This window comes from Oscillatoria sp. HE19RPO (assembly GCF_024220515.1).
In the GTDB taxonomy this organism is placed as follows: domain Bacteria; phylum Cyanobacteriota; class Cyanobacteriia; order Cyanobacteriales; family Laspinemataceae; genus Laspinema.
The window spans coordinates 1-26,172 of sequence record NZ_JAMXOT010000103.1 but is presented as its reverse complement, the minus strand read 5'-3'; the positions used below and the strand labels follow the sequence as shown (position 1 = coordinate 26,172).

The window sequence follows — 26,172 nt, the reverse complement described above, 5'->3', positions numbered from 1 at the left end:
TCATTTTTTTAGGCGAGAGTTCATAATATATTGTTCGGACAAGCTACGCAAATACCAGCCAGCCTGAATTACAGGCTTTTGTGGCTTAATTCCCAATTCAAAATATTTTAGCATCATATCTACTTCATTGAATCCAGCCATAGCACGAAGGTAGGTAGAAGCAGAAAACCTTGGATTAATCTCAAAAGGCAGTATCTTATTATCTCTTACCCTGGCTTGTATATTAATGGGGCCACAACTACCAATTGATTGAGCTATCAACTCAGCTTGCTGGCAAATCTCTTGATATTCATCAATATATCCTTGAGAATATCCACTTGATATAATTCCTCCTCTACCGCGATAACCAATCGATAATTTAGCATTAAGATCGCGACGTAACGCAATCGATCCAGCAATTTGCTGATCGGGCAGTGATAGCACCCCTATAGTGAATTCCCCCTCCTCAATATCAATATACTCCTGAGCAATTGGTTGGCTCCCGTTACGGCGGATAAATTCAGCATAGATCATGGCCTCATCCTCAGTGACAGCAAAAAACACTGAGTGACTTCCACCAGTTCCGGTAGAAGGCTTAATAATACAAGGCAAACCGACAATATTTAAGTCAGATATTTGATTTATTGCTACTGTTTGAGGTATTGCAACCCCATGTTGCGCTAGTTTGCTAAATGTTTCTTGTTTGTTTGAAAAGCAGGAAATTATTTCGGGCGAGTTGGCAAGCAAGTAAATTCCTGAATTGGTCAAACTATCACTCGCTGCTCCTAGAAGGAGCATTGGTTGCTCACCTCCAGGTATTAACCATTTTACCCCTGTGTCCATACAGGCATTGATGACACTTGCTACATAGTCATGGCGATTTACCAAGTAAGTTTTTGCAAATCCCACTTCATAGAGTCCATAAGCTGTTGATGATATATCACAACCGTAAATTTCATAGGATTTAGTTAGCTGAAGTGCTTTATAAATTTCAGTTCCCAGTGATGCACCGCCTACCCCCGCAATCATTACCTTGATTTTTTGATCCATAGATTTCATGAGTTAACATCTGAAAGAATTTGAGCGCTTAAAATATTCGTAACTAGCTTAATATCTGCAAACGTTAAATCATGATAGCTAGGAAGATTTATAGATCTTAAGGGAATACTCCAAGAATTAATGTTATTTTTTCGATCTTCAAACATAGGTAGGCTAGAGAGAGGACAAAAGAATACTCTTGCATCAATATTGGCTTCTGTAAAAGCAGCTTGTAATCTCTCACGAGTAACACCTAACTCCTGCTCTAACACAACTGTAGGCATCCAAGAGCCATTAATGGTTCCTTCTGGCTCAGGATTCATCGATACACCAAGCAGCCCTTCCACGTTTTCTCGATAATATTGCAAGATATCCCGCTTGCGATTAACTAACTCATCAATTCGTTCCATTTGAGCACAACCGATCGCTGCCTGGATATTGGACATTTTATATTTAAACCCCACCATATCCGGCCAAAATTGCTTGGTTTGTCCTCGGGCACGTCCATGATTAGAAAGCGTGAGTACAGTTTCATAAAGTTCCGCATCATTGGTGACAAATATCCCACCCTCACCCGTGGTTAGTGTCTTGGTCCCGTGAAACGAAAAACTGCCAAAAGCACCCATACTGCCAGCCCGTTTACCATGATAGATGGAGCCGATCGCCTCCGCCGCATCTTCAATAACTGGAATTCCATATTTTTCCCCAATCGCCAGCAAGCGCTCCATTTCGCATAGATTTCCATACAAATGAACGGCAATGATTGCTTTTGTTCTGGGTGTAATGGCTGCTTCTGCTAACTCAGGGTCAATACACCAGCTATCCGGCAAAATATCCACAAAGACAGGTTTTGCACCTAGATGTACAATGGGAGCAGCAGTAGCAATCCAATTAGTATCTGCGAGAATTACTTCATCACCTGGCCCAATTCCTAACGCGGCCATACCCATGTGCAACGCACCCGTACAACTTGATGTTGCGATCGCATACTGGACGCCAAGATAAGCTTTGAATGCTTCCTCAAATCGAGTAATATATTCATAACAACGCTCGCCCCAGCCATTGCGAGCAGCATCTGTAGCATACTCAACTTCTAATTCAGTAATAGAAGGCTTTGTGTAATAAATCCGAGGTTTCATATTAACTCCAATTGAGGAACGAGCGTTAAAAAATCCCCCCCCCAATCCTGAATATATTCAAGCTGAACCATGATTTCTGGTTTGAGATTCCAAGGTAAAATAATTACATAATGAGGTTTAGTCTTCTTAAGATAGCTTTCCTCCACAATTGGAATACGACTACCCGGCATAAATTTTCCTTGCTTCGCCGGATTACGATCCACGACAAAAGAAATTAAATCAGGACGAATACCCGCATAATTCATGAGGGTATTGCCTTTGGCCGCTGCGCCATACCCTGCGACTACTTTACCTTGGCGTTTTGCCTCAAGCAAAAAGGTCAAAAAATCATTTTTAACGCGATTAACTTTTGTCTGAAAATCAGCATAGTAGTCAGCATTTGAAATGCCAATTTTTAACTCTTTATTCAGTAAGATTTCCACGCGATCGCTCACCGGATGCACCCCAAAATCCTGCCGTTGAGCAAAGACTCGGAGACTCCCCCCATGAGTCGGGTGTTCCTCCACATCGAAAACACTCAGACCATTAGCCGCAAAGATTTGTTTGACTGCTGTTAGGGATAGATAGGAAAAATGCTCATGATAAATCGTGTCAAACTGGGTTGCTTCAATCAATCTCAACAGATGGGGAAACTCAAAGGTTGCGACTCCTTGGGGTTTCAATAATAGGGCAAAGCCTGCAACAAAATCATTGATATGGGGTACATGAGCTAAGACATTATTGGCAACCGTTAAATCAGCCTGCTTTCCTTGACTCGCTAACTTTTTCGCTAACTCAGTCCCAAAAAACTCTTCTACAATTGAGAGACCCTTACCACGAGCCGCCTCCGCTGTACTGGCTGTGGGTTCAATCCCTAAACAGGGAATACCACGACCCTGAACATATTGCAATAGATAACCATCATTCGCTGCCACCTCAACTACATAACTGGCTGGATTGAGTCCAAAACGCTCAACCATCTCAGCTACATAGCGATCGCAATGAGCCAGCCAACTGCTAGAAAACCCACTGAAATAGGCATAGTCAGCATCAAACAATTCATCCGCTTGGGCAAAATCTTCAGTTTGTACTAACCAGCAGGATTCACAGACTAACACCCGCAAAGGAAACCATCGTTCGGGAGCATGGAGAGTCTGCTCAGTCAGATAAGCATTGGAAGGAGGCGCACTACCTAAATCTACCAAAGGTAATTTCAGTTCTGAACCACAATGACGACATTTCATATCACAATCCCCCGGAAATCTTCAGACAATAATGGATGAGACGCATCGCGGGGGGAAACATCCGTTGCTTTCAAGGGCCAGGGAATATTAATCTTAGGGTCACTATAGCGAATTCCTCCCTCAGATTTCGGCTGATAATATTCTGTGTGTAAATAAAGCAACTCACTCCCTGCTTCCAACACTTGAAAACCATGAGCGCAGCCTTGAGGAATCACCATCATATAGGCATTGTCCGCCGATAATTCCGCTTGATACCACTGCAAAAACGTCGCTGAACCTTCTCGTAAATCCACTGCCACATCCCAAACTCGACCCTTGAGGCAACGGAGCAGTTTCATTTCAGCATGAGGTGGATATTGAAAGTGCAGCCCTCGAATTGCACCAATTGCTTCCGTGCGAGACACATTGACTTGACGAATTGTTGCCCCTTGCAATAGGGCATCAAGTTCGCGATCGCAAAATGCGCGATAGAAAATTCCCCGTTCATCCTGAAAGGATGCCGTTTCAACAAGATAAACCCCTTGAATTGGCGTAGAAACAATTTTCATAGGGCATTGACCAAAGTCGATTGAGTTTCTTGATAGGCAGCAATTTGGGATAAAGAATATTCGCGCATATCTTGCCCTCGCAACCAAGCCTGATGCCAATCAACAGTAGCTTGGAGTGCCTGTTTTACAGACCAGCAGGGTTGCCATCCTAGCTCAGTTCTCACACGAGTAATATCCAACCTCAATAGCCCAGCTTCATGGGGATGATTTTCAGAAGCGTCTATTTCAACCCCTGCATTTTTACCCCAAAGATGAGCTAGAGTCGTTGCTACTTTACCCACAGTGGCATCTCCTTTGGCATCGGGTCCAAAATTCCAAGCACTAGCATAACGACAGGCATCTGAACTCATCAGCTTTTCAGCCAGAAGCAAATAACCGGAGATAGGTTCAATGACATATTGCCAAGGACGAATCGCATGGGGAGACCGTAATTTCACAAATTGTCCCTTTTCAAAAGCTCGTAAGCAATCAGGCACTAGGCGATCAATAGCCCAATCACCACCCCCAATCACATTACCTGCTCTAGCTGTAGCAACTGCAACCCTATGCTTTAAATAATTATCAGAATTAAAAAAGGAATTACGGTAAGCCCCTGTTACCAGTTCAGCACAAGCCTTACTACTACTGTAGGGGTCGTACCCGCCGAGGGGTTCAGTTTCTCGATAACCCCAAACCCACTCGCGATTTTCATAACATTTATCAGAAGTAACATTGACAACGGCCCGCACTCCCTTGGTTTGGCGCACTGCTTCTAGGAGATTAACCGTACCCATGACATTTGTGGCATAGGTGTCTACAGGGTTTTGGTAGGACTCTCGGACTAATGCCTGTGCTGCCAAATGAAAAACAATCTCTGGGCTAAACTCAGCCATGACTTGCTTTAATCTAGGGAGTTCTCGGATATCTCCCATAACAGAAGTCATGCCCTCTGCCACTCTAGCCAGTTGAAACAAATTCGGTTGGGTAGCAGGTTCAAAGGCATAACCCACAACGGTAGCCCCCAAGGATTGAAGCCACAAAGCCAACCAACTGCCCTTGAAACCCGTATGACCCGTGAGAAAAACTCGTTTTCCCTGCCAAAAACTAGGCGCCATTACCATACCTTCCAGGGAGCTTGTCCAGAACGCCACAATTCTTCTAACAGATTCCTGTCTCTGAGGGTGTCCATCGGCTGCCAAAATCCATAGTGATTAAACGCAGCTAATTGATTTTTACTGGCTATTTCTTGCAATGGACCACTTTCCCAACTGGTCCTATCCCCTTCAATCAAGTCCAATACATGGGGTTCCAACACAAAATAGCCACCATTGATCCATCCCCCGTCCCCTTGCGGTTTTTCCTGGAAATTCAATACTCGCCCTTCTGAATCAATATTTAATGCCCCATACCGACCCGGTGGTTGTACGGCTGTAATCGTTGCCCATAAGCCATTTTTCTGATGATAGTTAATTAATTTACTAATATCAACGTCACTGACTCCATCCCCATAAGTAAAGCAAAAAGTTTCATTGCCAACATAGTCCTTGACTCGTCTCAGCCGCCCACCCGTCAGGGTATTTTCCCCTGTATCTACCAAGGTTACTCGCCAGGGTTCAGTGTGTTTATGATGTACTTCCATTTGATTAGATTGCATATCAAAGGTGACATCAGACATATGTAAAAAATAGTTAGCAAAATATTCTTTGATTACATAGCCTTTATAGCCACAGCAAATAATAAAATCATTCACTCCATGAGCTGAGTAAGACTTCATAATATGCCAAAGAATTGGACGTTCTCCAATCTCTACCATCGGTTTAGGCTTAAGATGAGTTTCTTCACTCAGTCGAGTCCCATATCCTCCTGCTAAAATAACTGCTTTCATAAAGTCTTTAATATTATCTTTTCATCAATTTCTTAATTAGTTGAATTATTTATCTACAACCAATAATTGTTTAATAACTTTGACAATTGAATCAATGATATATTTCTCTAACTCCGGCCAAATTGATAAACTCAACACCTCAGTCCCCAACAAATCGCTCACTGGCATTTTCGGATACTGCCCCTGATAAACAGGTAACTGGTCTTGTGGCACAGGATAATAAATCATCGACCCAATTCCCTGTTCACCCAAATACTCCTTTACCTTATCCCGTTCCCCATCCAAAACCCGAACCGTGTACTGGTGAAACACATGACCATCAGCAAACTCCGGAGTAATAATACCCGCAACATCCGCCAATAACTCATTGTAAGTTTTAGCCACTCTGCGTCTGCCCTCATTCCACTGCTCCAGATAAGGCAACTTCACCCGCAAAATCGCCGCTTGCAACGTATCCAGACGGGAATTATATCCCAAAACTTCATTATGATACTTCTTTTTCGCCCCATGCACCCGCAACATCCGCGCTACTTCCGCCACCTGGTCATCATTAGTGACAATCATACCCCCATCCCCATAAGCTCCCAAATTTTTGGAAGGGAAAAAGGAATAAGCGCCCACATCGCCGATCGCCCCCGTGAATTTCCCGCGAAGTGATTCCCGCGTGGGTTCCTGGCAATGACCATCACAAGAGGAACAAGTTCCCCAATATCTGGCCCCAAAAGATTGAGCGCAGTCTTCAATCACTTTTAAACCATGCTCTTGGGCAATCTCCATAATCTGCCCCATCGCTGCGGGTTGCCCATAGAGGTGAACAGGCATAATCGCCTTAGTCCGAGGGGTAATTTTCCCTTTAATCTCTTTGGGGTCAACATTGAAACTTCTGGGGTCAATATCCGCAAAAACAGGCTTTGCCCCTACATTGCTAATGGATTCTGCTGTCGCAAAAAAAGAAAAAGGCGTGGTAATCACCTCATCCCCTTCGCCAATTCCTAAAGCCCGCAAGCCAATCACCAGGGCATCTGTACCGGAATTTACTGCGATCGCGTGCTTCACCCCTAAATACTCAGCCACTTCCTGCTCAAACAGCTTAACATCAGGCCCCATAATAAACTGGCCTGATTCTAAAACGCGGTTAATCGCCGCTTGAACTTCGTCTTTGATTTGCTCGTACTGGGGCTTGAGGTCTAAAACGGGAATTTTAATTGGGCTCATATTGCTGGACTTAGTTTTGATGTCAATTATCTGATATTAAAGAGAAAATGGGTGTTCCCCATGCGATCGCCTGCTAAACATGGGGATTACCCAAGTAATTAGTCAGAGTATTTGCTGCTTTCGCTAATTCCTTCAGACTACTTTTCGGCAAACCCTCTTGCCGCCATTGGGTGTAATCAAAGCGATCTCGTTGGCGCTCCGCCAAGGGGTAAATACTTGAGATATCCTTTGACTCATCCCTCGGACCTCCTTTATTTTCTCCATAACGTAATAGCAAAGCATTTACCACTGCCTGAGAAATTCTAAAATTTGTCTGCAATATTTTTTCAATAATTGGCTTAATACGATTGCAATGACCAGCCTCTTTTGCTTTACTAATAATTCCCAGAGTTCCTGTAAAAACCAGGTTTAACTCCTGAGCGATTTTACGCCCTTTCAAATCATCCACAATGAGTAACGAATCAGTGTTTTCCTTAGCTAACGCCATTGCCGATGCTTCACCAATATCCACTTTGGTTTCCAGGAATTTTTGGTATTGTTTATTTTGAACTGTCTCAACAATAATCCATTCAGGCAAACTTTCTCCAAATTCTATTTCAATTTCAGAAGTAATATAAATGCGACTATAAAGCAAATGTAATAGTTCTAGCTCTCCAATTTTACTTAAAATAATCAAACAACTTGAATCAGCAATAACAACTTTAGGCATTTTGAATGTCCGCTTCTAAATCGGCAACTAATCCACTAAAAATTGAGACATTGTAATTGCCGATCGCTTCAATAAATGCTCTTTTACTTAACCCTGCTAACTCCGCTGCTTGACCTGATGTTAATGTCCCATTTTCATATAATTTTGCGGCAATCAATAATCGTAACTCTTCATCACTTTGTTCAATTGTGTTGGGAAAACTTAATTGTAAAGTTCGCTGATTCATTTGTATTCCTCCCATATATAGCCAGTCTAAATCAATTTTACATAAAGCTCGGCTCCCCTTTTCCCTTCTGGGAGAGGGATGACGGGTGAGGGCCCACTGAAAAATAATTTAGGGTGGCTATATTAATCATCTAGTCAGCTATTGCTCATCTTATGTCTGCTCTATAAAACTTACACAAACCCGGACATAGCCGGATATTGATGTTGATTTCTTGCTTCGTCCGGGACTGTCGGCAGCACCCCGTCCACAAGTGTAATCGTCGGAACCCGGCGATTTTTCTAACGTTATGCTCGCATTCAAATCTCTATCAATCTTCAGACCACAGTTCTGACATTCAAAAGTCCGACGGACTACGGGCATTTTTTGTCGATGGTGGCAATTAGAACAGAGTTGACTTGATGGATAAAATCTATCGGCAATAATCAAATTTGAACCATAGCGTTCTACCTTGTAAGCTAGTTGCCGACGGAACTCATAAAATGAGGCATCAGCGATAGAACCGGCCAAACAATGATTTTTCAACATCCCTGACACATTCAAATCTTCAATGACTACTTGGCTGTGGTTCTTAGCCAAAAAAGTAGTGATTTTATGAATGGTGTCCCGCCGAATATTTGCTACCCTTTGATGTAGCTTTTGGACTTTTAAGAGGCATTTTGCCCGATTTTTCGACCCTTTGACCTTGCGACTTAAATGACGTTGTAATCGAGCTAGTTTTTTGCGGGCTGCTTTATATGCCTTGGGATTAGAGAATTTTGTCCCATCGCTAGCCGTCGCTAAAGTATTAATTCCTAGGTCAACTCCGATTCTTTCTCGACATTTAGGTGTAATTTCTTGGGGAATTTCTACGAAAAAGCTAATATACCAGTCCCCAGCGTGGCGCGTTATAGTAACTTTCTTAACCCAACTTTCGGGTAGAGCCTCAAATGTAGAAACCCAGCCCACAAAAGGCAGCTTATGGCGAGTTCCTGACAGCTTAAATGGTTTGCCGCAATTGTCCAGCGTAAAGCTATCATGGTGGCCTTTTTTCTTAAATTTAGGATAACTGCTTATTCCCTTAAAGAAGCGCTTAAAGGCATCGCCTAGATTAATAAAGGCATATTGATAAACTCTAGAAGACAATTCAGACATCCAAGGATATTGAGGTTTTACATAATTCGTAAAAACCTTTTTGATAGAGTTAACGTTAGGCTTGAGTCCCTCTTCATAGGCTGACCTCCATAAGTGTAATCCCCAATTAAACACGAACCGAGCATATCCCGCGTGTTTGGCCATCAAGGTAGCTTGACGGTCATTGAGTTTTAGTTTGGTACGGAAGGCTTTGTAAGGCATGATTTCATCATACCATAAATCCGACTTTCTTGAGTTTGTGGGAGTACGAAATTTGGCATGGTTTGGGGTTTAATTGTATAGCGTTTCTCATCTTTCTATGGTACCGCGATGGCAGCCCCAAACCGTCGGCGGCCCAGAACATCCGAGGGCTTTGCAACGTACCTCATGAGTCCACCGAACCTCTATATATCCATTATTGAGTGGCAAATCTTCTTGAGTATTATGCTTTATTGTCCTAAGATGTCCAGCAAATCTCCGACTAAATCATTGCTCTCTGGCTAAATGTTTCTAATCTATCCTTTTCACTTCGAGTCCAGAAATTCTCTGATACTTCACCCCTTGGGAATCAACAGCCAAACCCTCTGCATCAAATTCCAACACATCCCCATAGGCACTCATCCAGCCCATAATTTTCGCGGGAACCCCAGCCACCATCGCATAAGCAGGGACATCCTTAGTCACCACTGCACCCGCCGCCACAAAAGCACATTCATGGAGGGTCACCCCACAAACAATCGTGGCATTTGCACCAATACTGGCCCCCCGCTTCACCCAAGTCGTAGCATAATCGCTGCTGGTATTCCGAGGGAACTCGCAACGGGGGGTTTTAACATTGGTAAAGACCATGCTGGGACCACAAAACACATAATCCTCCAGAATCACCCCCTCATAAAGGGAAACATTATTCTGAATTTTGCAATAATTCCCAACGGTTACCTGATTGGCGACAAAGACATTCTGCCCCAAAATGCAATGTTCTCCAATCTTAGACTTGCCCATGACATGGGAAAAATGCCAAATTTTGCTGCCTTCACCAATCTCAGCCCCTTCATCCACATAAGCAGATTGATGAACAAAATAATTGCTCATACCAGCACACTCTTCTCTACTTCATCTAAAGACACTGGCACACCCCCGTTCTGCAACGATCGCTCGCTGGCCTCCAGAATTTTCAGCACTTTCAAAGCACTATGACCATCAGTCAGGGGTTGTTGACGAGTAGCAACACAATCCAGAAAATGCTGACATTCCAGACGCAAGGGTTCTTTCTCTGCCAAAAATAAAGTAGTTTCTGCGGTTTGACGCGGAATAGGCAACCCCCCTTCCCACTCAATACCCTTATCATAAATTTTTAGCTTACCTTCCTTGGCCGTATCATCAAAAACCGCCATTTTGCGATCGCCAATCACCACCAGTTTTTGCTCCTTATAAGGATGCAGCCAACTCACAAAAATATGGGCCCTCACTTCCTGCTCAAACACCAAATTCGTCACCGTCACATCAGCAATACCCGATTGCAGATACGTCCCCCCCGATGCCGTCACCACCGTGGGTTCGGCTCCAATTAAACTAGAAATAACCGCAATATCATGGGGAGCAAAACTCCAGAGAATATTTTCTTCCTGGCGAACTTTTCCCAAATTGAGACGATTGGAATAAATGTACAACAGCTTGCCCAACTCCTGCCGCTGCACCAAATCCTTCAACAAAGTCACAGCAGGGTGATATTCCAGAATATGCCCCACCATCAGAATAGAACCGCGACTCTGAGCCAGTTCTACCAACTCCTGTCCCTCTTTGTAGCGGAGGGCCAAGGGCTTTTCCACAAATACATCCTTCCCTGACAAAATCGCCTGCTTCACTTGGGCATAATGCATCGCGGCGGGAGTCGCCAGAACTACCGCTTGAATCTCCGGATTTTTCAAGATTTCGTCAAAATCCTGAGTTACGCTAATTTCTGGATATAACTGAGCCTGAGCCTGAAGTGCCATCTCATTCTTATCGCAAAGCCAACGTAACGCTTTTAACTGAGCAAAATTGCGAACCAAATTTTTGCCCCAATAACCGCAACCCACCACCGCCAATTGAATAGTTGTTTTCCCTGCACTCACAGTAATGTCACCTTTTCTTGATTGCAACGTAAATGGCGCGTCACTCCTCTGGTATCGAGTACCGCCTGAGCCTTTTCCACCACATCAAGATAATCTATTTTGCTATGGTCGGTGGCAATAATCACTAAATCCACATCACCGATCGCCCCTTGAGTCAGTTCCACCGATTCTAAATGATGCCCACTGACTTGAATCTCAGGAACGTAGGGGTCATGATAAGTCAGATTGACGCCATCTTTTAACAGCAACTCCATAATGGCAATGGCGGGAGACTCACGCCAATCGCTGATATCCTTTTTATAGGCAGCCCCAATCACCAAAACCTGCGATCGCGAGGGTGCTTTTCCAATCCGATTCAACACCCGCCCCACCTTCTCGCGCACAAACTCCGGCATTTTCCGGTTCACTTCCCCTGCCAGAGCAATAAAATGGGTCTCAAAATTATGCTCTTTGGCCTTCCATTCCAGGTAATGAGGGTCCAAGGGGATGCAGTTATGGACATACACCCCAGTAGTCGCGGCAAAAGTATGTGTTTCTGCGACTTCCACACTATAAACAGGAGTTTTGGCAGCAAAAGGCGTCACGGAGTGAATTTGAGCGACAGCATACAGTTGATTCACCTGTGGCCGTTTACTCGCAAGGTGACGTTTTCGACTTAATCGTAAACGAGCCAATTTCTGCGCCTTCTCTCCTAAAAACCAGCTTTCTAAACGGTCTAAATCCCTGTGGGATTTAAACCGTAATTGAGGTTTATCTTTTTTTCGATAGGGCGTGAGTCCTAATTCTTGCAGGAGCAAAATAACTTGTTCAAATAATTCGGGACTGCTACTAAAGAAACCTACTGTGCCGCTATTGTTTTCATAGGTCTGAACTACGCCATTTGTCCGATAAGTCTGCTGGCCACACCGGACATGAACATCACCATCTCCGCGAAATAATCCTTTTAAGACTTCCGTGCGAATCGCTTCACCCCCCGCCATAATTGGATCGGGAATTCTCATGGTGTAAGCATCAGTTCCTGTTCGGAGAATATCCCGGAAAAACCAAGCCAGAAGCCAACCTTTAACTTTCAGGGTTGTAGAATGCCACTGAGGGTCGTTGTACTCGCTACAACTTAAACCCAGTTCGGACAGCAAATCGCGGACATCTTGCAAGTATTCTCGCTCATCCCGATTGAAGGTAAAGCGCATCCGTAAATTCCCGGTTTTCTCTTCAGTAATACAGCCTTCACTCAAATAATACCCCAGCAATCGAGCCAGACTTTCGTTGACTGGAATCACCGCAGGAAAACTAGAAAAAGAAGGACCCCGGCCAGTGACAAGACTGAATTGCTCAGGGTTTCCGCGCAGATGGTCAGGCAGTTTTTTCCATGTACTTGAAGGGAGACTGTTGTCGCGCAGAACATCACGGGTTTTTTCATGAAGCAGTGGTTTGAGATAATCCTTGAGTTCCTCCCACCCTTGGGGATGTTTGACTCGTACTTTTTGAGCCAATTGTTCGGGTAAGAGGGGAATGACTTCAATGGACTCTGGTTCCTCTAAATCATCTGCTGTCGCTTGATGCACCAGGGGAACCATGTCTCCCGGGGTTAACGCGATCGCCTCTCGAACTTGCAAGCGATCCGCTTCATGAACAAGCATTGGGTGGCGATCGGTTACCGTCAGTTGACGGCGATCGCTCGTTTCGACTTTAACCAATGTCCCCTCATATTCTCTAGCAAATAAATAGCTAACGGGTTTCCATCCTTGTTCCCCCGTTTCTAAATCAATGGAGAGCACTTCGAGTCCTTCGGGTCGCAGAAAAGCGCCTCCGAGATGATAAAATACGCGCTCGCTGCGTTCTTGTACTCGTTGATAGAGGGCTTCTAGTGCAATCACCCCATTATCTTGATACCAGCGATAGCGGACCTGTTCTGTTCCCACGAGACAGTGTCCCCCTACCCCAGGCCCCGGATAAAACGGCATAATCCCAAAAGGTTTAGTATTCGCCGCATCTAAGACTTCCCAAACATTTAACTCCAGGCGATCGCACAACAGCGCCAACTCATTCACCAAGGCAATATTCACCGCCCGAAAGGTATTCTCAAACACCTTCACCAGTTCTGCTGCCTTAGCACTACTCACGGGCACGACGGTTTCTATGGTCTGTTCATAAAACAGGGTTGCCACCGCCAAAGAATGGGGGTCAGAAGCCCCAACCACTTTATTCGTATTCTTCGTGGTATAGCGCTGATTCCCAGGGTCCACCCGTTCCGGAGAATGGGCCAAAAAGAAATCTTGTCCCTGTTGCAAACCGCTGGTTTTCTCCAGCAGAGGTCGCATCACCTCATCAGTGGTTCCTGGATAAGTGGTTGATTCCAACGTCACAAGCTGCCCTGGTCTGAGCCGCTCAGAAATTTGTTCCGTAACGCTTTCGATATAACTTAAATTCGGGGTGAGATTCTTAGTCAGGGGGGTGGGGACGCAGATGACAATCACATCCATTTCTGCCACGCGGTCAAAACTTGAGACGGCTTGCAAATGACCGCTAGAGACCACCTGTTTTAATTCTTCATCTTGGACATCGCCAATATAATTATCCCCTTGATTGACTTGTTGAGCGCGCCTGGGGTTCTGCTCAATGCCCAGCACTCGAAAGCCCACTTTGGCTTTTTCCACGGCAAAAGGCAAGCCCACATATCCCAGACCCACCACCCCCACCATAGCAGTGCGATCCTTAATTTTTTCTTGCAGGGTCAGTAAGACTGGAGGCGTTTGACTCATGGGATTTGCAGTGATAATGATTTTCTTAAAGGAGTAAATTTACGTTGCGTTGTTCCAGACAGAGGTTACTTGGAAAGGTTCCTCTTCTGGAGCAGGCGATCGGGCCGAGATTGTCTCGATCCTGGGGCGATCGCCTGGGGTGAATGCAACACCTGACGGGGGTTAAAACCCCCTCCGCTAGTTGCTAGAAGGACACAGAGGGCTTCGCAGGCGATCGCCTTTGTTCACTCTAGGCGATCGCTCAGATTTTTTTGGCACTCAGGGGCAATTTTTCAAAGCCTATCATAAAAAAGATTAAGAATCGACGTCCAAACAAATGTCCCGTCAAAATAACTTACCGTCGAGTTCTGCAGATTGTTTGAACTTGCTGTCTGAGCACATCAAAGAGGCATGATATGCGATCGCCGTGGCAATTATCAGTCGAACTTGTGGATCGCGGTAATGCTCTGGTAATTCTACACAAATCTGAGCAATTGTCGGCGGTAATGGGCCACAAAAAAATCCCAGAACTTTTGAATGCTAAAGCCCGCCTAAGCGGGCTTCTTTGGATGACGGGGTTATGGATTCGGTTCTATACCGATCGCCCGTAACTGTTCTGCTAACTCCTGCGCTCGTTGTTCGGCTCGTTCAGCCCGTTCACGCTCAGTTTCAGCCCGTTCACGCTCAGTTTCAGCCCGTTCACGCTCAGTTTCAGCCCGTTGGCGCTCGGTTTCGGCCCGTTGGTGTTCGGTTTCAGCCAGTTCATCTTTAGAAGGCAGTAATTCTCCGTCTAAAGTGGCCCAGCGTAGCCAAACAGTCTCTACATCCCGGTACTGTCCGGACCACCGGACAAGGGCCAATCCAAGTTTTTGGCTGAGTAACCGTCCTTGTTCGTCTGCTGCCAAGGGTTCATAGACTCCTTTTGTTAAGACAAACCCGGCCCAATCTTCGGGATTGTAGGGGTCGTACCAAAAATACTCGGTGACCCGCATCTGATTTTGGTAAATCTGCTTTTTCTGGGTTTTGTCCTGTTTGGCGGTACTGGTGGACAATAGCTCAATGACCACATCGGGCCCTTTTCCTTCTTCCCAAAGGACCCAGCTTTTACGTTCGCCGCGAGGTACGTCTAGGACTGCGAAAACATCAGGACCTTTGAAATCGCGATCGCGCACTTGGGCGAGACTATAGTAAACAAACATATTGCCCCCCACAAAGGCATCCCGGTCTTTCAACCAAGTCCACAGGGGGTCAACCAATAAATCCATTTGCAGTTTATGCCGCAGGGTTTCCATTGGTACACCGTCATCACAGGGCAGTTCATCTTGGGTGGGTGGAAGGGGAATCTCCGTCGGTTCTGTCAATGCAATTTGAGAAGCAGACATGATACCTCACCGATCGCGACTACAGTTTTAATTCCTATGATAATTGGCCGCTTCATATCCCCCGGGAAATATCGCCATAAAAATGTAGGGGCGATTCGCGAATCGCCCCTACATTGAGAGACTGATTTCCTTCAGATAACCCTTACGGATAGAGCAAAATTTTGTAAGTCTCCGATGTCGGCTGAACTGCTCTTTCCACCGCAGAGGCTAATTCCTTGAGTGGATATTTATCACTCACCAATTTATCCACATCAATCCTTTTATTAAAGACAATATCTGTCGCTAACCCTTGAACTCGATAGCTGGAACTGTAGCTTCCCATCAAGTCAATTTCACGGCGATATAAAATATTGGGATTAATTGGAATTTCCACCTCATCGGGAAATTCGGCAAAAAATAGAATTTTCCCCCCTTTGCGGGTACAGTCTAGGGCTTGGAAAAAGGCTTTTTCGCTTGGAACTGCCAAGATACTCGTATCCACTCCCATTCCCCCCGTTTGTTCTTTCACCTGACTGGCTAAGTCTGGGTTACGAGCATCAAACGCTGCTTCTGCCCCTAATTCCAAGGCTTTTTCTAAGCGAGAGGGGAGCAAATCCGTGGCGATCGCCCTCGCACCAAAATATTTTACCAGCATCACAAACATCAGTCCGATGGGACCCGCACCCGTAATTAACACGGTCTGTCCTGGCTCCACTCGGGCCTTTTTCACCGCTTTTAAGCAGCAGTTTGTCGGTTCCACAAAACTCGCTTGCTCAAAGGTAACAGAATCAGGAATGGGAATCAGCCCCCCATTCCGGACAATGTGTCCAGGGACCTTCACATATTCGGCAAATCCACCGCCACTAGGGGCAAATCCCGCCGTAGTGGTGATATTTTTATAAACCTCACACATAGAAAAGTTTTCATTCAAGCAATAAGTGCAGTGCATACAGGGGATATGATGCATCACCACCACCCGCTGTCCAACTTGCCATCCTGTTACCGCCTCTCCCACCGCAGAAATGACCCCCGCCGTTTCATGTCCAAAAATTCGCGGGGGTTCATAGAGTGGATACCGAATTTTTTTAATATCCGATTGACATAGCCCCACCACCCGTACTTGTACCAAAACCTCATCAGAAGCGAGTTCTGGCAGGGGGATGTCTTCATAACTGAGTTGATTGACGCCTCTAAAAACCTGTGCTTTCATCGTTGGTGATTGTTAAAAAACTCTAACTTACCCTACCAGACTCGATTCACGCCTACTTGCAATAAAAACCCGCACCCTAAAGGGTGGGGCACTTGCGGACAAAGCCTGCCTACGCAGGCTACTCTATAAAAACTTTTACCTGGATTTGGTATCACTCCAATATTCAGGGGGAATGGGGTCGTTAAAATCATCGCTAATCCACCCCATCCCTCGATGTAACCCAGGGATGCGAGGTTGAGGGGGTTGAGGTTGGACGTATTTGTGAGCCAGAAATTCAATGTAATCTAAGACTTGTTGCTGCTGTTGAGGGGGTAGCTTTTCAAGTTGGGCGATAGCCGATTCAATTAAATTTTGGGTGGTTGAAGTAGACATGTTGACCTCTGGAAAGGTTGTGAGGGACTACTGCCGCCCTACCAGACTCGATTGACAGGATAAGCATCAAAGATAGCATCAATACTGAGAAGTGGGTGCTGTTCTACCGTGGCTTGAGCGATTAAAATCCTATCAAAAGGGTCTTTGTGGGCGATCGGCAAATTCTCCAGTGCCCAAACGTGGGTGACTTGGATAGGGAGAAGTTGCAGATTATTTGTTTGTTGTTGGGTTTCGATTAACTCCCGTAAGGGCAACTCTACGTTTAATTTCCCCAATTGCAATTTGATTTGCATCTCCCAAACGCTGGCGACACTGAGAATCAATTCGTTGCTAGGGTCGGCCAATAAACTGTCAACCCGTTCTGAAAGCCTTTCACTGTCACCTGTCCACCACAGGAAGGTGTGGGTATCCAGCAGCAATTTCATGATTACTCACTCCAATATTCGGGGGGAATCGGATCGTTGAAATCTTCACTCATCCAAACTTTACCTCGATGTAACCCAGGGATGCGAGGTTGCGGAGTTTGAGGTTCGATGTATTTTTGAGCCAGAAATTCAATGTAGTCTAGGACTTGTTGCTGCTGTTGAGGGGGTAGCTGTTGCAGTTGGGCGATCGCAGATTCAATTAAATTCTGGGTGGTTGAAGTGGACATTTTGACCTCCGGAAAGGTTGTGGGGTGGGCAGTTGAGATGAATTTAGCCTAACACGAGGCTTCAGACTCCCGCAGGTACGATGATCGCCCTGAAGGTCCCCGACAGCAATATTTGGATCTTCTCTGGCCGATCGCATCCCTATCAGAATGCTATAACTGGGACGCGATCGCCCTCTAAAATCTCTTTCTATCTTGATCTTTATCTCTATGAACGAACTCCAAGCTGATGTTTTAGTAGTCGGTGGCAGTACAGGAGGGACTGCCGCAGCAATTCAATCCGCACGTCGCGGTGCTAAAACCCTTCTGGTGAGTGAATTTCCCTGGTTGGGAGGAATGCTGACCACGGCAGGGGTTTCGGCCCCCGATGGGAATGAGTTGGCTGCTTTTCAAACAGGCTTATGGGGTGAGTTTCTGCAATCTCTGCAATGTCGTGAAGGGGCAGGATTAGATCAAGGGTGGGTCAGTTTTTTTACCTTTGATCCACGCACTGCGGCTCAAATTTTTGCAGATTGGGTGAAAGAACTGCCGAATCTGCACTGGATTTCTGGGCAAGTTCCTGTGGAAGTGCTGCGCGATGGCAATGCGATCGCAGGGGTTTGTTTTCAAGATTTTATTGTCAAAGCGCAAATTACCCTGGATGGGACGGAATTGGGCGATTTACTGGCATTGGCAGAAATTCCCTATCGTTGGGGGTGGGAATTTCAAGGGGAGTGGCAGGAACCCAGCGCCCCTGTTGCCTCTAATCTGTTAACGGAACGATATCCAGTACAAGCGCCTACCTGGGTGGTGGTGATGCAGGATTATGGGGAAGGGGCGAGGGCTCCGGAAATTCCTGCACCTCCTATTGAGGATTGCAGTCGCTTTTTGGGCGCTTGGGACAACTATGGCCCTGAGTCTTTTCTCAATTACGGTAGATTGCCTGGAAATCGCTTCATGATTAATTGGCCAATTCAGGGCAATGATTATGGGGAAGGGGTAGGGCGACTGGTGGAAACGGACGCATCACGTTTAGGGTTTCTCCAAGAGGCGCGATCGCATTCCCAAAGTTTTGCCCGTTTTATCCAATCTGAATTGGGGCCTCGCTATGGTTTAGCCGAGGATATTTTTCCCTCCTCTATAAAAGGAGTCGAAGGGAACAGCAATTTTTCTAAAACCTCGGTTTTAGGGGGTGGGGCCTACGCTTTGCATCCGTACTATCGAGAAAGCAGGCGGTTGGTGGGGGTGAAAACTGTGACAGAAACGGATATTTTGCCTGCACTTGGGGGGCGAGTCGCTAAATTATCTGTGGATGAGTCAGGAGTTTGCGACGCGATCGCCTTGGGGAATTATGCCAACGATCATCATTACCCCGATTTAGAACATCTCGACCCCGCTTTTAAGCTGGCCCCGAAATCTATTCCCTGGGGTGGGCGTTGGACGGGGACGCCTTTTACGATTCCTTATGGTTGTTTGGTGCCTGGGGAAACCGATGGACTGTTAGTGTGTGAAAAAAATATTTCTGTATCCCATATTGCCAATGGGGCGACTCGTCTACAACCTGTGGTGATGGGAATTGGACAAGCGGCAGGAATGGCAGCGGCCCTTTGTGTGGAACAACATTGTCAACCGAGGGATTTGCCGGTGCGGATGTTGCAAGAAGCGTTACTCCAGGATGCGATCGCCCCAGCAGCTTTGGTCCCTCTGTTTAATCGGACTCCTGAACATGGCGACTGGTTGGATTGTCAGATATTTTATTTAGAAAATCCAGAGGAGTATCCCCTCAGTGGCGATCGGCCAAACCCGGGAGAATTTTCTAAAATTCACCAGACATCTTCAACCGCTATCCCATCCTCCATTCCCAATCACGCCATTAATCATTGCCAACAATTTATCGGGGTGTTTCAGAAGAAGGGATTCCAGGACTATGCGATCGCCCTGACCCATCCGGTAGAAATGGCGGGTCAAAGTTGGAGTCTGGTCACCTGGCGTGCAGAAATAGACGGTCAACTCAAAACCTGCCCAGATGAGCAAGTCTTAACAATTTGGGGGCGTCAGAATTCCTCGGGAAATTGGATCATCGTGGAAGAACTAACGCCTTAAATTTTTAGGCTCTTGCTCCAGCATGGGGGACAAGATTGAAGCGAATGTTTTGGGAGGAGGAGGAAGAGACACAGAAGCGCGACTGTTAGTAGGCGATCGCTCAAACCTGAGCGCAGAAGGGTAATGAGCAACAAGTCTCTGTTGTCATGAGGATTGAGGGCAAGATATAATTTTAGCAAGTTAATCAATCCAGAAGCGATCGCCGACCAATTTAGACCGTGGAGTTTGATGGCTAGAAAAGAGGTCTTTATCCTAAAGCACAGAAGTGGCAGGAGTGGAAAGATCCCCTGGTCTTGACAACAATGCCCGTGGTGTGGGAGATTATCGCGGTTTCTGTCGCACCCTTTGTCAGCCATTGGATTGATCCGTGACTCCATTGCTCAAGAGCGCTAGTTTCTGGGGGCGATCGCCAGTTAAAAGTCCGGTGATGCTTTTACCCCTGTGATTGGGGTAAGCTACTGTTATTCATCGACAGCCCAATCCTTCAGCAGAAGGAGTCGGAGGTTGCGAGTCTGGCTGCAGTCCAGTCAGCCCTAACCGGCAAAAACAATTGTCCGGTGAGTTGCAACCATCATGGACAACAATAAACGGAGAAGGGTGCAACTACCTTGACCTATCCGTAATTGAGGAATGTGATGAGCAACGACTTAGATCTGATCAAAAGCCTTAGCCCCAGCGCAATGGATCAGATCATGATATATCTGGCCTTCAGTGCCATGAGAACCAGTGGGCACCGGCACGGAGCATTTCTGGATGCAGCGGCAACAGCAGCCAAATGTGCCATTTACATGACCTATTTGGAGCAGGATGAGAACCTGCGCATGACAGGTCATCTGCACCATATTGAGCCGAAGCGCGTTAAAGCCATTGTTGAGGAAGTTAAAGAAGCCTTAACCAAAGGCAAGCTTTTAAAGATGCTGGGTTCCCAGGAGCCTCGCTATCTGATCCAGTTTCCTTATGTGTGGCTGGAACAGTATCCGTGGAGACCTGGACGGCCCCGCATTCCAGGCAACAATCTGACGAGTGAAGAAAAACGTCAACTTGAACGCCAGCTACCGAATAATATTCCCGATGCTCAACTAATCAACTCCTTCCAGTTTATGGAATTGATTGAGTTTCTGCACGCGCGATCGCAGGAGGATTTTTCCGCAGACAGACGGATGCCTCTTTCTGAAGCCTTAGCAGAACATATCAAGCGGCGGTTGGTTTACTCGGGAACGGTAACCCGGATTAATTCGCCTTGGGGAATGCCCTTTTACGCCCTGACTCGGGCCTCTTATTCTCCCGTAGATGACCAAGAGCGCACCTACGTCATGGTGGAGGATACCGCGCGATACTTCCGACTAATGAAGGATTGGGCGGAACGGCAACCGAAAACGATGCGGCTGTTGGAGGAATTGGATATCCCCTCTCATCGCATGGACCAAGCGATGGAAGAGTTGGATGAAGTCATCCGCCAATGGGCCGATCGCTATCACGAGGAGGGGGGTGAACCCATGTTGCTCCAGATGGTATTCGGTCCTCAAGAAGAGTCCTAGAATGGCATCGGGCATCCCCTCATTCAATCCTTACTGAATGGGGAAGGAATGCCCTCTGCTTCCAGCGTCAATCAGTGTGTTTCCCATCAATCTAGTCTAAAATCTATAAATCTCCTCTAACGCCCCTTTATAGGGGCGAAATATTGGGGAGTTACTGATAAAACTTGAGCATTTAACCGCAAATAAAACCATTCCCAAACCTGGTTTTTTTAACAGTTTAGAAGGGATGAAAGGGAGCATCTCAATTTGGCTCATAGACCTAACCGCCGGTGCCCCCTGACCTCAGAGGTCAGGGGGAGCAAGACGTATAAATTCCCCTTTGAGGCCAAATTGAGATGCTCCCGGATGACAAGCCAAAGTAAACTCCTGTAAGCCAGTTTCAAAGGTAAAGATTTGAGCGTTGAAATTGATACCAAATCCGGTAATAAAAAATCATTTTTACTCTTGAGCCCGTGCAGGGCTCTGGTGAGCAAAGCCTGCCTTGAGCTAGTCGAAGCCTGCCCTGAGCTAGTCGAAGCCTGTCCTGAGCCAGTCGAAGGGGGGGTCGAACCACGGGCTTTGTCCGTATAGCCTAGCCCTGTCAAGGTGTATTGATTTGTAGGGGCGCAAGCATTTACTCCGACAAGAAACAATGATTTTTCGTGATCAAATTTACCTCTTGGACAGGCGCTTCTCGAAGCGCCCCTACAAGAAATAACGATTTTTCGTCATTAAATTTACCACCTTGACAGGGCTAGTCCGTATAGCCCCACCGTTGACGGGTGCGGGTTTTTGTTTGAACCCGCGCAGGCGGGCTTTGTCCGCAAACGCCCCACCCTTTCCTAACGGAACGCTTCGCGAACAGGGTGCGGGTTTTCACAAACTCAACCTTTGCCAGTCCCAATTCGCCTCGTACTTCCCTGTTGTCGCTCTAAAATTTCTTTCGCCACTAAACTAATCAATCCCAAACAGGCTAACAATGCCGCTGCGGAAAATGCCGACTGGGTTTGATACTGCTTATACGCTTCCTCCACAAATAAGGGTAACGTTTGGGTTTTTCCAATCAAGTTGCCAGAGACGACGGCAACGGCACCAAACTCACCCATTGCTCGGGCATTGGTTAAAATAACGCCATACATCAGTCCCCAGCGGATATTCGGTAAAGTAATCCGCCAGAAGATTTGCCAATCATTTGCTCCCAGGGTTTTTGCTGCTTCTTCCTGTTCCGGTCCGGTTTCCTCTAAGACGGGAATCACGGAACGCGCGACAAAGGGGAGGGTTACAAATAAACTGGCAATGATGATTCCCGGTAAGGCAAAAATAATCTGAATATTCGCCGATTGAATTAGGGGACCAAACCAGCCATTTCTGCCATAAAGTAGAACAATCATCAATCCAGCGACAACGGGGGAGATGGAAAATGGCAAGTCAATGATGCTGACAATAAATGCTCGACCAGGAATTTTATGGCGGGCGATCGCCCATGCCGCGCAGAGTCCAAATAGGGTATTAATTGGCAGGACAATTGCAGCAACAATAAGGGTTAGCTGAATCGCGGATAAAAAGTGCGGGTCCCGAAAGTTGGTGAAAAAGGGGCCGAAGCCGGTTCTAAAGGCTTGATAAAAGACATTCAATGCTGGAATGAACAGGACCAATGCTAAGTAGGCGATCGCCACCCCAATGGCAATCCGCTGCACCCATTTGTCTTGCTGCTTGGAATTGCTACTCTTCTGTCCCGATTGTTCACGGATTCGTTTAAGCATACCGTCTTCCCCACGCTTGTACGAGATTAATTGCGAATAAAATACCCAAAGAAACTGCTAATAGGACAACCCCAATCACCGTTGCGCCATAGTAGTCATATTGTTCCAAACGTTGAAAAATTAAGACCGGGGCGATTAAATCCTTAAACGGAATATTGGACGCCACAATCACAATTGACCCATACTCTCCCACCGCCCGGGAAAACCCCAAAGCCACGCCAATTAAAATCGGTGAAATCAACTGGGGAATAATAATTCGCCAAAAGGTTTGAGAATTAGAAGCGCCCAAACTCCAGGCAACCTCTTCCACTTCTGGCTCTATTTCCCTTAACACAGGTTGCACCGTTCGCACCACAAAGGGAAGGGAGATAAAGAGCATGGCAATGCCGACTCCAAACCGGGTAAAAGCAATTTGAATCCCAAACGGTGCCAGCAGGGAACCGATCCAACCCGTTCGACTATAAACTGTGGCGATCGTCAACCCCGCCACCGCTGTTGGCAAGGCAAAGGGCAAATCAATTGCTGCATCAACAATTCGCTTAAAAGGAAAGTCATAGCGCACTAAAACCCAAGCAATTAAAGTCCCAAATACACCATTAATCAGTGCAGTAACAAAAGCAGTAACAAAGGTGACATCATAAGCAGACATCGCCACCGGACTGGTGGCAATTCGCCAAAATTCACTAGGGTCTTTGGTCGCCGACATCCACAACAAAGCGGCCATCGGCAGTAACAGCATGATGCTCAGATAGCCAATCGTAATCCGCCAAGGCCAAGATAGATGAAGGAGGCCACTGAGGGAATTTAGGAATCTTTTTCGAGGATAATTGAAGGAAGTTGCCATAAAACTTAGAATTATTGCTACTACTTATTGACGAGCTTAAACAAGACAAAAACTAAATCTTTGGATAATCAATTGTTTTGGCCTGTTTTAATAATTGAAAATACCAAACCATTAGATTAACCAACTCTTGCGATTTAGCTAACAAAGAGCAGAAAATATTCTGGTTTCTTTGGGCTTGACGTAAACCTCTTGATTGGCTTTGAGTTGCAGTTCATCATACCGCTCCCGACTTAATTGAGCTGTCAATATTGCCCCAGAATTCAACAATAACTCTAGTTGAATTTCCCATCCTAAATGAACTAATCTCGTTACTTTTGCAGAAACAAATTCAGGTTCTGGATTGGTTCTAATTAATAAATCATGAGGACGCAAAAATATTTGGTCCGATGTAGAAACATGAGGCTGAGTTGTACAAAGTCCTGAATTAATAGGAAGAACATTCACCGGACCAATAAAACTCATGACAAACGAACTGGCGGGTTGATCATAGATTTCGCTGGCGCTCCCCACTTGTTCCACTCGACCATTGTTCATCACCACAATTTCATCGGCAACTTCCATTGCTTCTTCTTGATCGTGGGTGACAAAAACCGTGGTGACATGAACTTCATCATGCAAATGTCGCAACCAAGCCCGCAGTTCTTTACGGACTTTGGCATCTAATGCACCAAAGGGTTCATCGAGTAACAACACTTTCGGTTGGACGGCTAAAGCTCTGGCTAAGGCAATCCGCTGGCGTTGACCCCCAGAGAGTTGCGCCGGATAGCGATCGCCTAATCCTTGCAGTTGAACCAACTCCAACAACTGTTCCACCCGTTCACGAACTTGGGGCTTAGGAACTTTCCTAATTTCTAAGGGAAAGGCAATATTTTTCCGAATGGTCATGTGTTTAAACAGCGCATAATGCTGAAACACAAAGCCAATATTTCGCTCCTGAACCCGAACTTTTGTGGCATTTTCTCCAGTTAAATAGATTTCACCTTGATCCGGTGCTTCTAGGCCAGCAATCAGTCGCAGCAAGGTCGATTTACCCGAACCGGAAGGTCCTAAAAGGGCAACTAGAGAGCCACTCTTAATGTCGAGGTTGACCCGATCAAGGGCTAAAAATGAACCAAAATTTTTACAAACGTCCTGAATTAAGATTCCCATGATTACAACTGGCGGGGTGAAGTCAATAAAAGGCTCTCTTGGAAAGCCTCATCGGATTCAACGGATAAGTTCCCATTGAGGCGATGTTAGGGACGGTAGAGACTCGCTTGAATCTCATCAAAAACTGCCCCTTCGGCAAAAAATTGTTGTTGTACGGCATCCCATCCGCCTAAATCCTCGATGGTAAAGGGGGTGTTAACGATGGGAAAGCGATCGCCTAGATTACTCTCCACTGTGGAATCTACCGGGCGGAACCCGTAGCGCGCAAATACAGTTTGGGCTTCTGGGGTAAATAAATATTGGACAAATGCTTCAGCCAGTTCCCGATTCCCATGTTTATCCACATTTTCATCAATCACCGCCACTGCATTTTCGATCGCAATATTCACCTCTGGGACAAAGTACGACAAGGGGCGATCGTTCAGTCCCGCTAAAATCATTTCATTTTCATAGTTCACCAACACATCGCCCTGACGTTGCTCTACAAAAGCATCGGTTGCTTCCCGCGAGTCTTTCGACAAAACCACTGCATTCTCATAGACTTTCTGGGTAAAAGCCCGCGCCGCTTCTGGCGTTCCTCCAGTTTGGATGACGGAACCCCAAAGGGCGAGAAAACTCCACCTTGCACCCCCAGAGGTTTTCGGATTCGCTAGGACAATCTGAACATCATCCTTGGCTAAATCCGCCCAGGTTTGAATGCCTTTGGGATTATTGGATCTAGTAGCAATTGTAGCGACTGAACGGGTCACAATGGAATTATTGGGAGCTTCTTGTTCCCAACCGGGTTCAATCAGTCCCTCTTTTTGCAGTTGTTGGATATCCAAGGCTAAAGCTAGGGCCACGACATCCGCATCCAGTCCATGCAGAACTGTGCGGGTTTGGGTCCCGGAAGGGCCATAACTTTGGCGAATCACTGCCTTGCGATCGTGCTGCTGATTCCAGGTGTCTAAGAATTGGGGAATGATTTCTTGATAAGCGGAAGGGGTGACCATGTAGGAGACGAGGGTCAGTTCCAGGGGATTGCCATTACCCAGATTACCTGTGCAAGCGGCGATCGCCACACTCAAACTAATTCCCGATAGAAAAACAACCACCCACCGGATGAAGAAATTGCCGGACAAAAAGCGACTCATTTTCAGGAAAACTTAGGTATTTTAGCAATGAAATTCAGATGACCTATTTAGGGAACTCCAAAAAATAAAACCTTCAAAAAACCCGCAGGCTCAAGCCTGGGGCTACACGGACAAAGCGGTGCCTGCGCGGGCTAAAAGAGCCTTGTTAGGTGCGATCGCATCAAAGCAAGGATGATTTATTTGTTG

At 46.1% G+C, this 26,172-nt stretch carries 24 protein-coding genes; 2 read left to right on the top strand and 22 right to left on the bottom strand.

Features of this window, described 5'->3' with window-relative positions:
- From NG833_RS10155 to NG833_RS10070, 18 genes are all read right to left on the bottom strand, one after another.
- Entirely contained in the window at positions 1–1,038 is a 1,038-nt protein-coding gene (locus tag NG833_RS10155; protein WP_254565178.1) for an ATP-grasp domain-containing protein, read from the bottom strand.
- On the bottom strand, positions 1,035–2,156 hold the full coding sequence (locus NG833_RS10150; protein ID WP_254565177.1) for a DegT/DnrJ/EryC1/StrS family aminotransferase: 1,122 nt from the start codon (positions 2,154–2,156) through the stop codon (positions 1,035–1,037). The genes NG833_RS10155 and NG833_RS10150 overlap by 4 nt, the downstream gene beginning before the upstream one ends.
- Positions 2,153–3,379, bottom strand: a complete 1,227-nt coding sequence (locus tag NG833_RS10145) for a class I SAM-dependent methyltransferase (RefSeq protein WP_254565176.1) — start codon at positions 3,377–3,379, stop codon at positions 2,153–2,155. Before NG833_RS10145 ends, NG833_RS10150 begins: the two co-directional genes overlap by 4 nt.
- The gene (gene rfbC, locus NG833_RS10140; protein WP_254565175.1) at positions 3,376–3,927 is read right to left on the bottom strand and encodes a dTDP-4-dehydrorhamnose 3,5-epimerase; all 552 of its coding nucleotides are present in this window, start codon (positions 3,925–3,927) and stop codon (positions 3,376–3,378) included. Before rfbC ends, NG833_RS10145 begins: the two co-directional genes overlap by 4 nt.
- Positions 3,924–5,021 (bottom strand): CDP-glucose 4,6-dehydratase, encoded by a 1,098-nt coding sequence (rfbG, locus tag NG833_RS10135; RefSeq protein ID WP_254565174.1) that lies wholly within the window; start codon positions 5,019–5,021, stop codon positions 3,924–3,926. The genes rfbC and rfbG overlap by 4 nt, the downstream gene beginning before the upstream one ends.
- Positions 5,021–5,791, bottom strand: a complete 771-nt coding sequence (rfbF, locus tag NG833_RS10130; RefSeq protein WP_254565173.1) for a glucose-1-phosphate cytidylyltransferase — start codon at positions 5,789–5,791, stop codon at positions 5,021–5,023. The genes rfbG and rfbF overlap by 1 nt, the downstream gene beginning before the upstream one ends.
- Positions 5,792–5,836: 45 nt before the next feature.
- On the bottom strand, positions 5,837–7,006 hold the full coding sequence (locus NG833_RS10125) for a DegT/DnrJ/EryC1/StrS aminotransferase family protein (protein WP_254565172.1): 1,170 nt from the start codon (positions 7,004–7,006) through the stop codon (positions 5,837–5,839).
- A gap of 73 nt (positions 7,007–7,079) precedes the next feature.
- Positions 7,080–7,715 carry a DUF3368 domain-containing protein gene (locus NG833_RS10120; protein ID WP_254565171.1) on the bottom strand — a complete coding sequence of 212 codons (636 nt, stop codon included), beginning with the start codon at positions 7,713–7,715 and terminating at the stop codon, positions 7,080–7,082.
- Entirely contained in the window at positions 7,708–7,941 is a 234-nt protein-coding gene (locus tag NG833_RS10115; protein WP_254565170.1) for a UPF0175 family protein, read from the bottom strand. The genes NG833_RS10120 and NG833_RS10115 overlap by 8 nt, the downstream gene beginning before the upstream one ends.
- 150 nt (positions 7,942–8,091) lie before the next feature.
- Positions 8,092–9,273, bottom strand: a complete 1,182-nt coding sequence (locus NG833_RS10110; RefSeq protein ID WP_254565169.1) for a transposase — start codon at positions 9,271–9,273, stop codon at positions 8,092–8,094.
- A gap of 288 nt (positions 9,274–9,561) precedes the next feature.
- Positions 9,562–10,143 carry an acyltransferase gene (locus NG833_RS10105; protein ID WP_254565168.1) on the bottom strand — a complete coding sequence of 194 codons (582 nt, stop codon included), beginning with the start codon at positions 10,141–10,143 and terminating at the stop codon, positions 9,562–9,564.
- Positions 10,140–11,165, bottom strand: coding sequence for a Gfo/Idh/MocA family oxidoreductase (locus NG833_RS10100; RefSeq protein ID WP_254565167.1), 1,026 nt, complete (start codon positions 11,163–11,165; stop codon positions 10,140–10,142). Before NG833_RS10100 ends, NG833_RS10105 begins: the two co-directional genes overlap by 4 nt.
- Positions 11,162–13,927: a nucleotide sugar dehydrogenase gene (locus NG833_RS10095; RefSeq protein ID WP_254565166.1), complete on the bottom strand. Its 2,766-nt coding sequence runs from the start codon at positions 13,925–13,927 to the stop codon at positions 11,162–11,164. Before NG833_RS10095 ends, NG833_RS10100 begins: the two co-directional genes overlap by 4 nt.
- A 557-nt stretch (positions 13,928–14,484) precedes the next feature.
- A complete protein-coding gene (locus NG833_RS10090) occupies positions 14,485–15,288 on the bottom strand; it encodes a Uma2 family endonuclease (protein WP_254565165.1) in 804 nt (267 codons plus the stop codon).
- A gap of 142 nt (positions 15,289–15,430) precedes the next feature.
- Positions 15,431–16,477, bottom strand: coding sequence for a zinc-dependent dehydrogenase (locus tag NG833_RS10085; RefSeq protein WP_254565164.1), 1,047 nt, complete (start codon positions 16,475–16,477; stop codon positions 15,431–15,433).
- Between the two features lie 135 nt (positions 16,478–16,612).
- Positions 16,613–16,849: a DUF2281 domain-containing protein gene (locus NG833_RS10080; protein ID WP_254565163.1), complete on the bottom strand. Its 237-nt coding sequence runs from the start codon at positions 16,847–16,849 to the stop codon at positions 16,613–16,615.
- A 38-nt stretch (positions 16,850–16,887) separates the two neighbouring features.
- Positions 16,888–17,274: a type II toxin-antitoxin system VapC family toxin gene (locus tag NG833_RS10075; protein ID WP_254565162.1), complete on the bottom strand. Its 387-nt coding sequence runs from the start codon at positions 17,272–17,274 to the stop codon at positions 16,888–16,890.
- A 2-nt stretch (positions 17,275–17,276) separates the two neighbouring features.
- Positions 17,277–17,501, bottom strand: a complete 225-nt coding sequence (locus NG833_RS10070) for a DUF2281 domain-containing protein (RefSeq protein ID WP_254565161.1) — start codon at positions 17,499–17,501, stop codon at positions 17,277–17,279.
- 207 nt (positions 17,502–17,708) lie between these two features.
- Between NG833_RS10070 and NG833_RS10065 the strand changes: the two genes are divergently transcribed.
- Together NG833_RS10065 and hetR are read left to right on the top strand one after the other, a co-directional pair.
- Positions 17,709–19,580 (top strand): FAD-dependent oxidoreductase, encoded by a 1,872-nt coding sequence (locus tag NG833_RS10065; protein ID WP_254565160.1) that lies wholly within the window; start codon positions 17,709–17,711, stop codon positions 19,578–19,580.
- 635 nt (positions 19,581–20,215) lie between these two features.
- On the top strand, positions 20,216–21,118 hold the full coding sequence (gene hetR, locus NG833_RS10060) for a heterocyst differentiation master regulator HetR (RefSeq protein ID WP_254565159.1): 903 nt from the start codon (positions 20,216–20,218) through the stop codon (positions 21,116–21,118).
- An 863-nt stretch (positions 21,119–21,981) separates the two neighbouring features.
- On the opposite strand, the gene cysW is transcribed toward hetR, so the two are convergent.
- The 4 genes from cysW to NG833_RS10040 form a co-directional block, all read right to left on the bottom strand.
- On the bottom strand, positions 21,982–22,860 hold the full coding sequence (gene cysW / locus NG833_RS10055; RefSeq protein ID WP_254565158.1) for a sulfate ABC transporter permease subunit CysW: 879 nt from the start codon (positions 22,858–22,860) through the stop codon (positions 21,982–21,984).
- Positions 22,853–23,704 carry a sulfate ABC transporter permease subunit CysT gene (gene cysT, locus NG833_RS10050; RefSeq protein ID WP_254565157.1) on the bottom strand — a complete coding sequence of 284 codons (852 nt, stop codon included), beginning with the start codon at positions 23,702–23,704 and terminating at the stop codon, positions 22,853–22,855. The genes cysW and cysT overlap by 8 nt, the downstream gene beginning before the upstream one ends.
- Before the next feature lie 138 nt (positions 23,705–23,842).
- Entirely contained in the window at positions 23,843–24,853 is a 1,011-nt protein-coding gene (locus NG833_RS10045; protein WP_254565156.1) for a sulfate/molybdate ABC transporter ATP-binding protein, read from the bottom strand.
- Positions 24,854–24,939: 86 nt separating this feature from the next.
- A complete protein-coding gene (locus tag NG833_RS10040; protein ID WP_254565155.1) occupies positions 24,940–25,986 on the bottom strand; it encodes a sulfate ABC transporter substrate-binding protein in 1,047 nt (348 codons plus the stop codon).
- Positions 25,987–26,172 lie beyond the last annotated feature (186 nt).

Coding starts and splice junctions, on each gene's coding strand:
- NG833_RS10155 (WP_254565178.1), bottom strand. CDS start 1,038: ATGAAATCTATGGATCAAAAAATCAAGGTAATGATTGCGGGGGTAGGC.
- NG833_RS10150 (WP_254565177.1), bottom strand. CDS start 2,156: ATGAAACCTCGGATTTATTACACAAAGCCTTCTATTACTGAATTAGAA.
- NG833_RS10145 (WP_254565176.1), bottom strand. CDS start 3,379: ATGAAATGTCGTCATTGTGGTTCAGAACTGAAATTACCTTTGGTAGAT.
- rfbC (WP_254565175.1), bottom strand. CDS start 3,927: ATGAAAATTGTTTCTACGCCAATTCAAGGGGTTTATCTTGTTGAAACG.
- rfbG (WP_254565174.1), bottom strand. CDS start 5,021: ATGGCGCCTAGTTTTTGGCAGGGAAAACGAGTTTTTCTCACGGGTCAT.
- rfbF (WP_254565173.1), bottom strand. CDS start 5,791: ATGAAAGCAGTTATTTTAGCAGGAGGATATGGGACTCGACTGAGTGAA.
- NG833_RS10125 (WP_254565172.1), bottom strand. CDS start 7,006: ATGAGCCCAATTAAAATTCCCGTTTTAGACCTCAAGCCCCAGTACGAG.
- NG833_RS10120 (WP_254565171.1), bottom strand. CDS start 7,715: ATGCCTAAAGTTGTTATTGCTGATTCAAGTTGTTTGATTATTTTAAGT.
- NG833_RS10115 (WP_254565170.1), bottom strand. CDS start 7,941: ATGAATCAGCGAACTTTACAATTAAGTTTTCCCAACACAATTGAACAA.
- NG833_RS10110 (WP_254565169.1), bottom strand. CDS start 9,273: ATGCCTTACAAAGCCTTCCGTACCAAACTAAAACTCAATGACCGTCAA.
- NG833_RS10105 (WP_254565168.1), bottom strand. CDS start 10,143: ATGAGCAATTATTTTGTTCATCAATCTGCTTATGTGGATGAAGGGGCT.
- NG833_RS10095 (WP_254565166.1), bottom strand. CDS start 13,927: ATGAGTCAAACGCCTCCAGTCTTACTGACCCTGCAAGAAAAAATTAAG.
- NG833_RS10090 (WP_254565165.1), bottom strand. CDS start 15,288: ATGTCTGCTTCTCAAATTGCATTGACAGAACCGACGGAGATTCCCCTT.
- NG833_RS10085 (WP_254565164.1), bottom strand. CDS start 16,477: ATGAAAGCACAGGTTTTTAGAGGCGTCAATCAACTCAGTTATGAAGAC.
- NG833_RS10080 (WP_254565163.1), bottom strand. CDS start 16,849: ATGTCTACTTCAACCACCCAAAATTTAATTGAATCGGCTATCGCCCAA.
- NG833_RS10075 (WP_254565162.1), bottom strand. CDS start 17,274: ATGAAATTGCTGCTGGATACCCACACCTTCCTGTGGTGGACAGGTGAC.
- NG833_RS10070 (WP_254565161.1), bottom strand. CDS start 17,501: ATGTCCACTTCAACCACCCAGAATTTAATTGAATCTGCGATCGCCCAA.
- NG833_RS10065 (WP_254565160.1), top strand. CDS start 17,709: ATGAACGAACTCCAAGCTGATGTTTTAGTAGTCGGTGGCAGTACAGGA.
- hetR (WP_254565159.1), top strand. CDS start 20,216: ATGAGCAACGACTTAGATCTGATCAAAAGCCTTAGCCCCAGCGCAATG.
- cysW (WP_254565158.1), bottom strand. CDS start 22,860: ATGCTTAAACGAATCCGTGAACAATCGGGACAGAAGAGTAGCAATTCC.
- cysT (WP_254565157.1), bottom strand. CDS start 23,704: ATGGCAACTTCCTTCAATTATCCTCGAAAAAGATTCCTAAATTCCCTC.
- NG833_RS10045 (WP_254565156.1), bottom strand. CDS start 24,853: ATGGGAATCTTAATTCAGGACGTTTGTAAAAATTTTGGTTCATTTTTA.
- NG833_RS10040 (WP_254565155.1), bottom strand. CDS start 25,986: ATGAGTCGCTTTTTGTCCGGCAATTTCTTCATCCGGTGGGTGGTTGTT.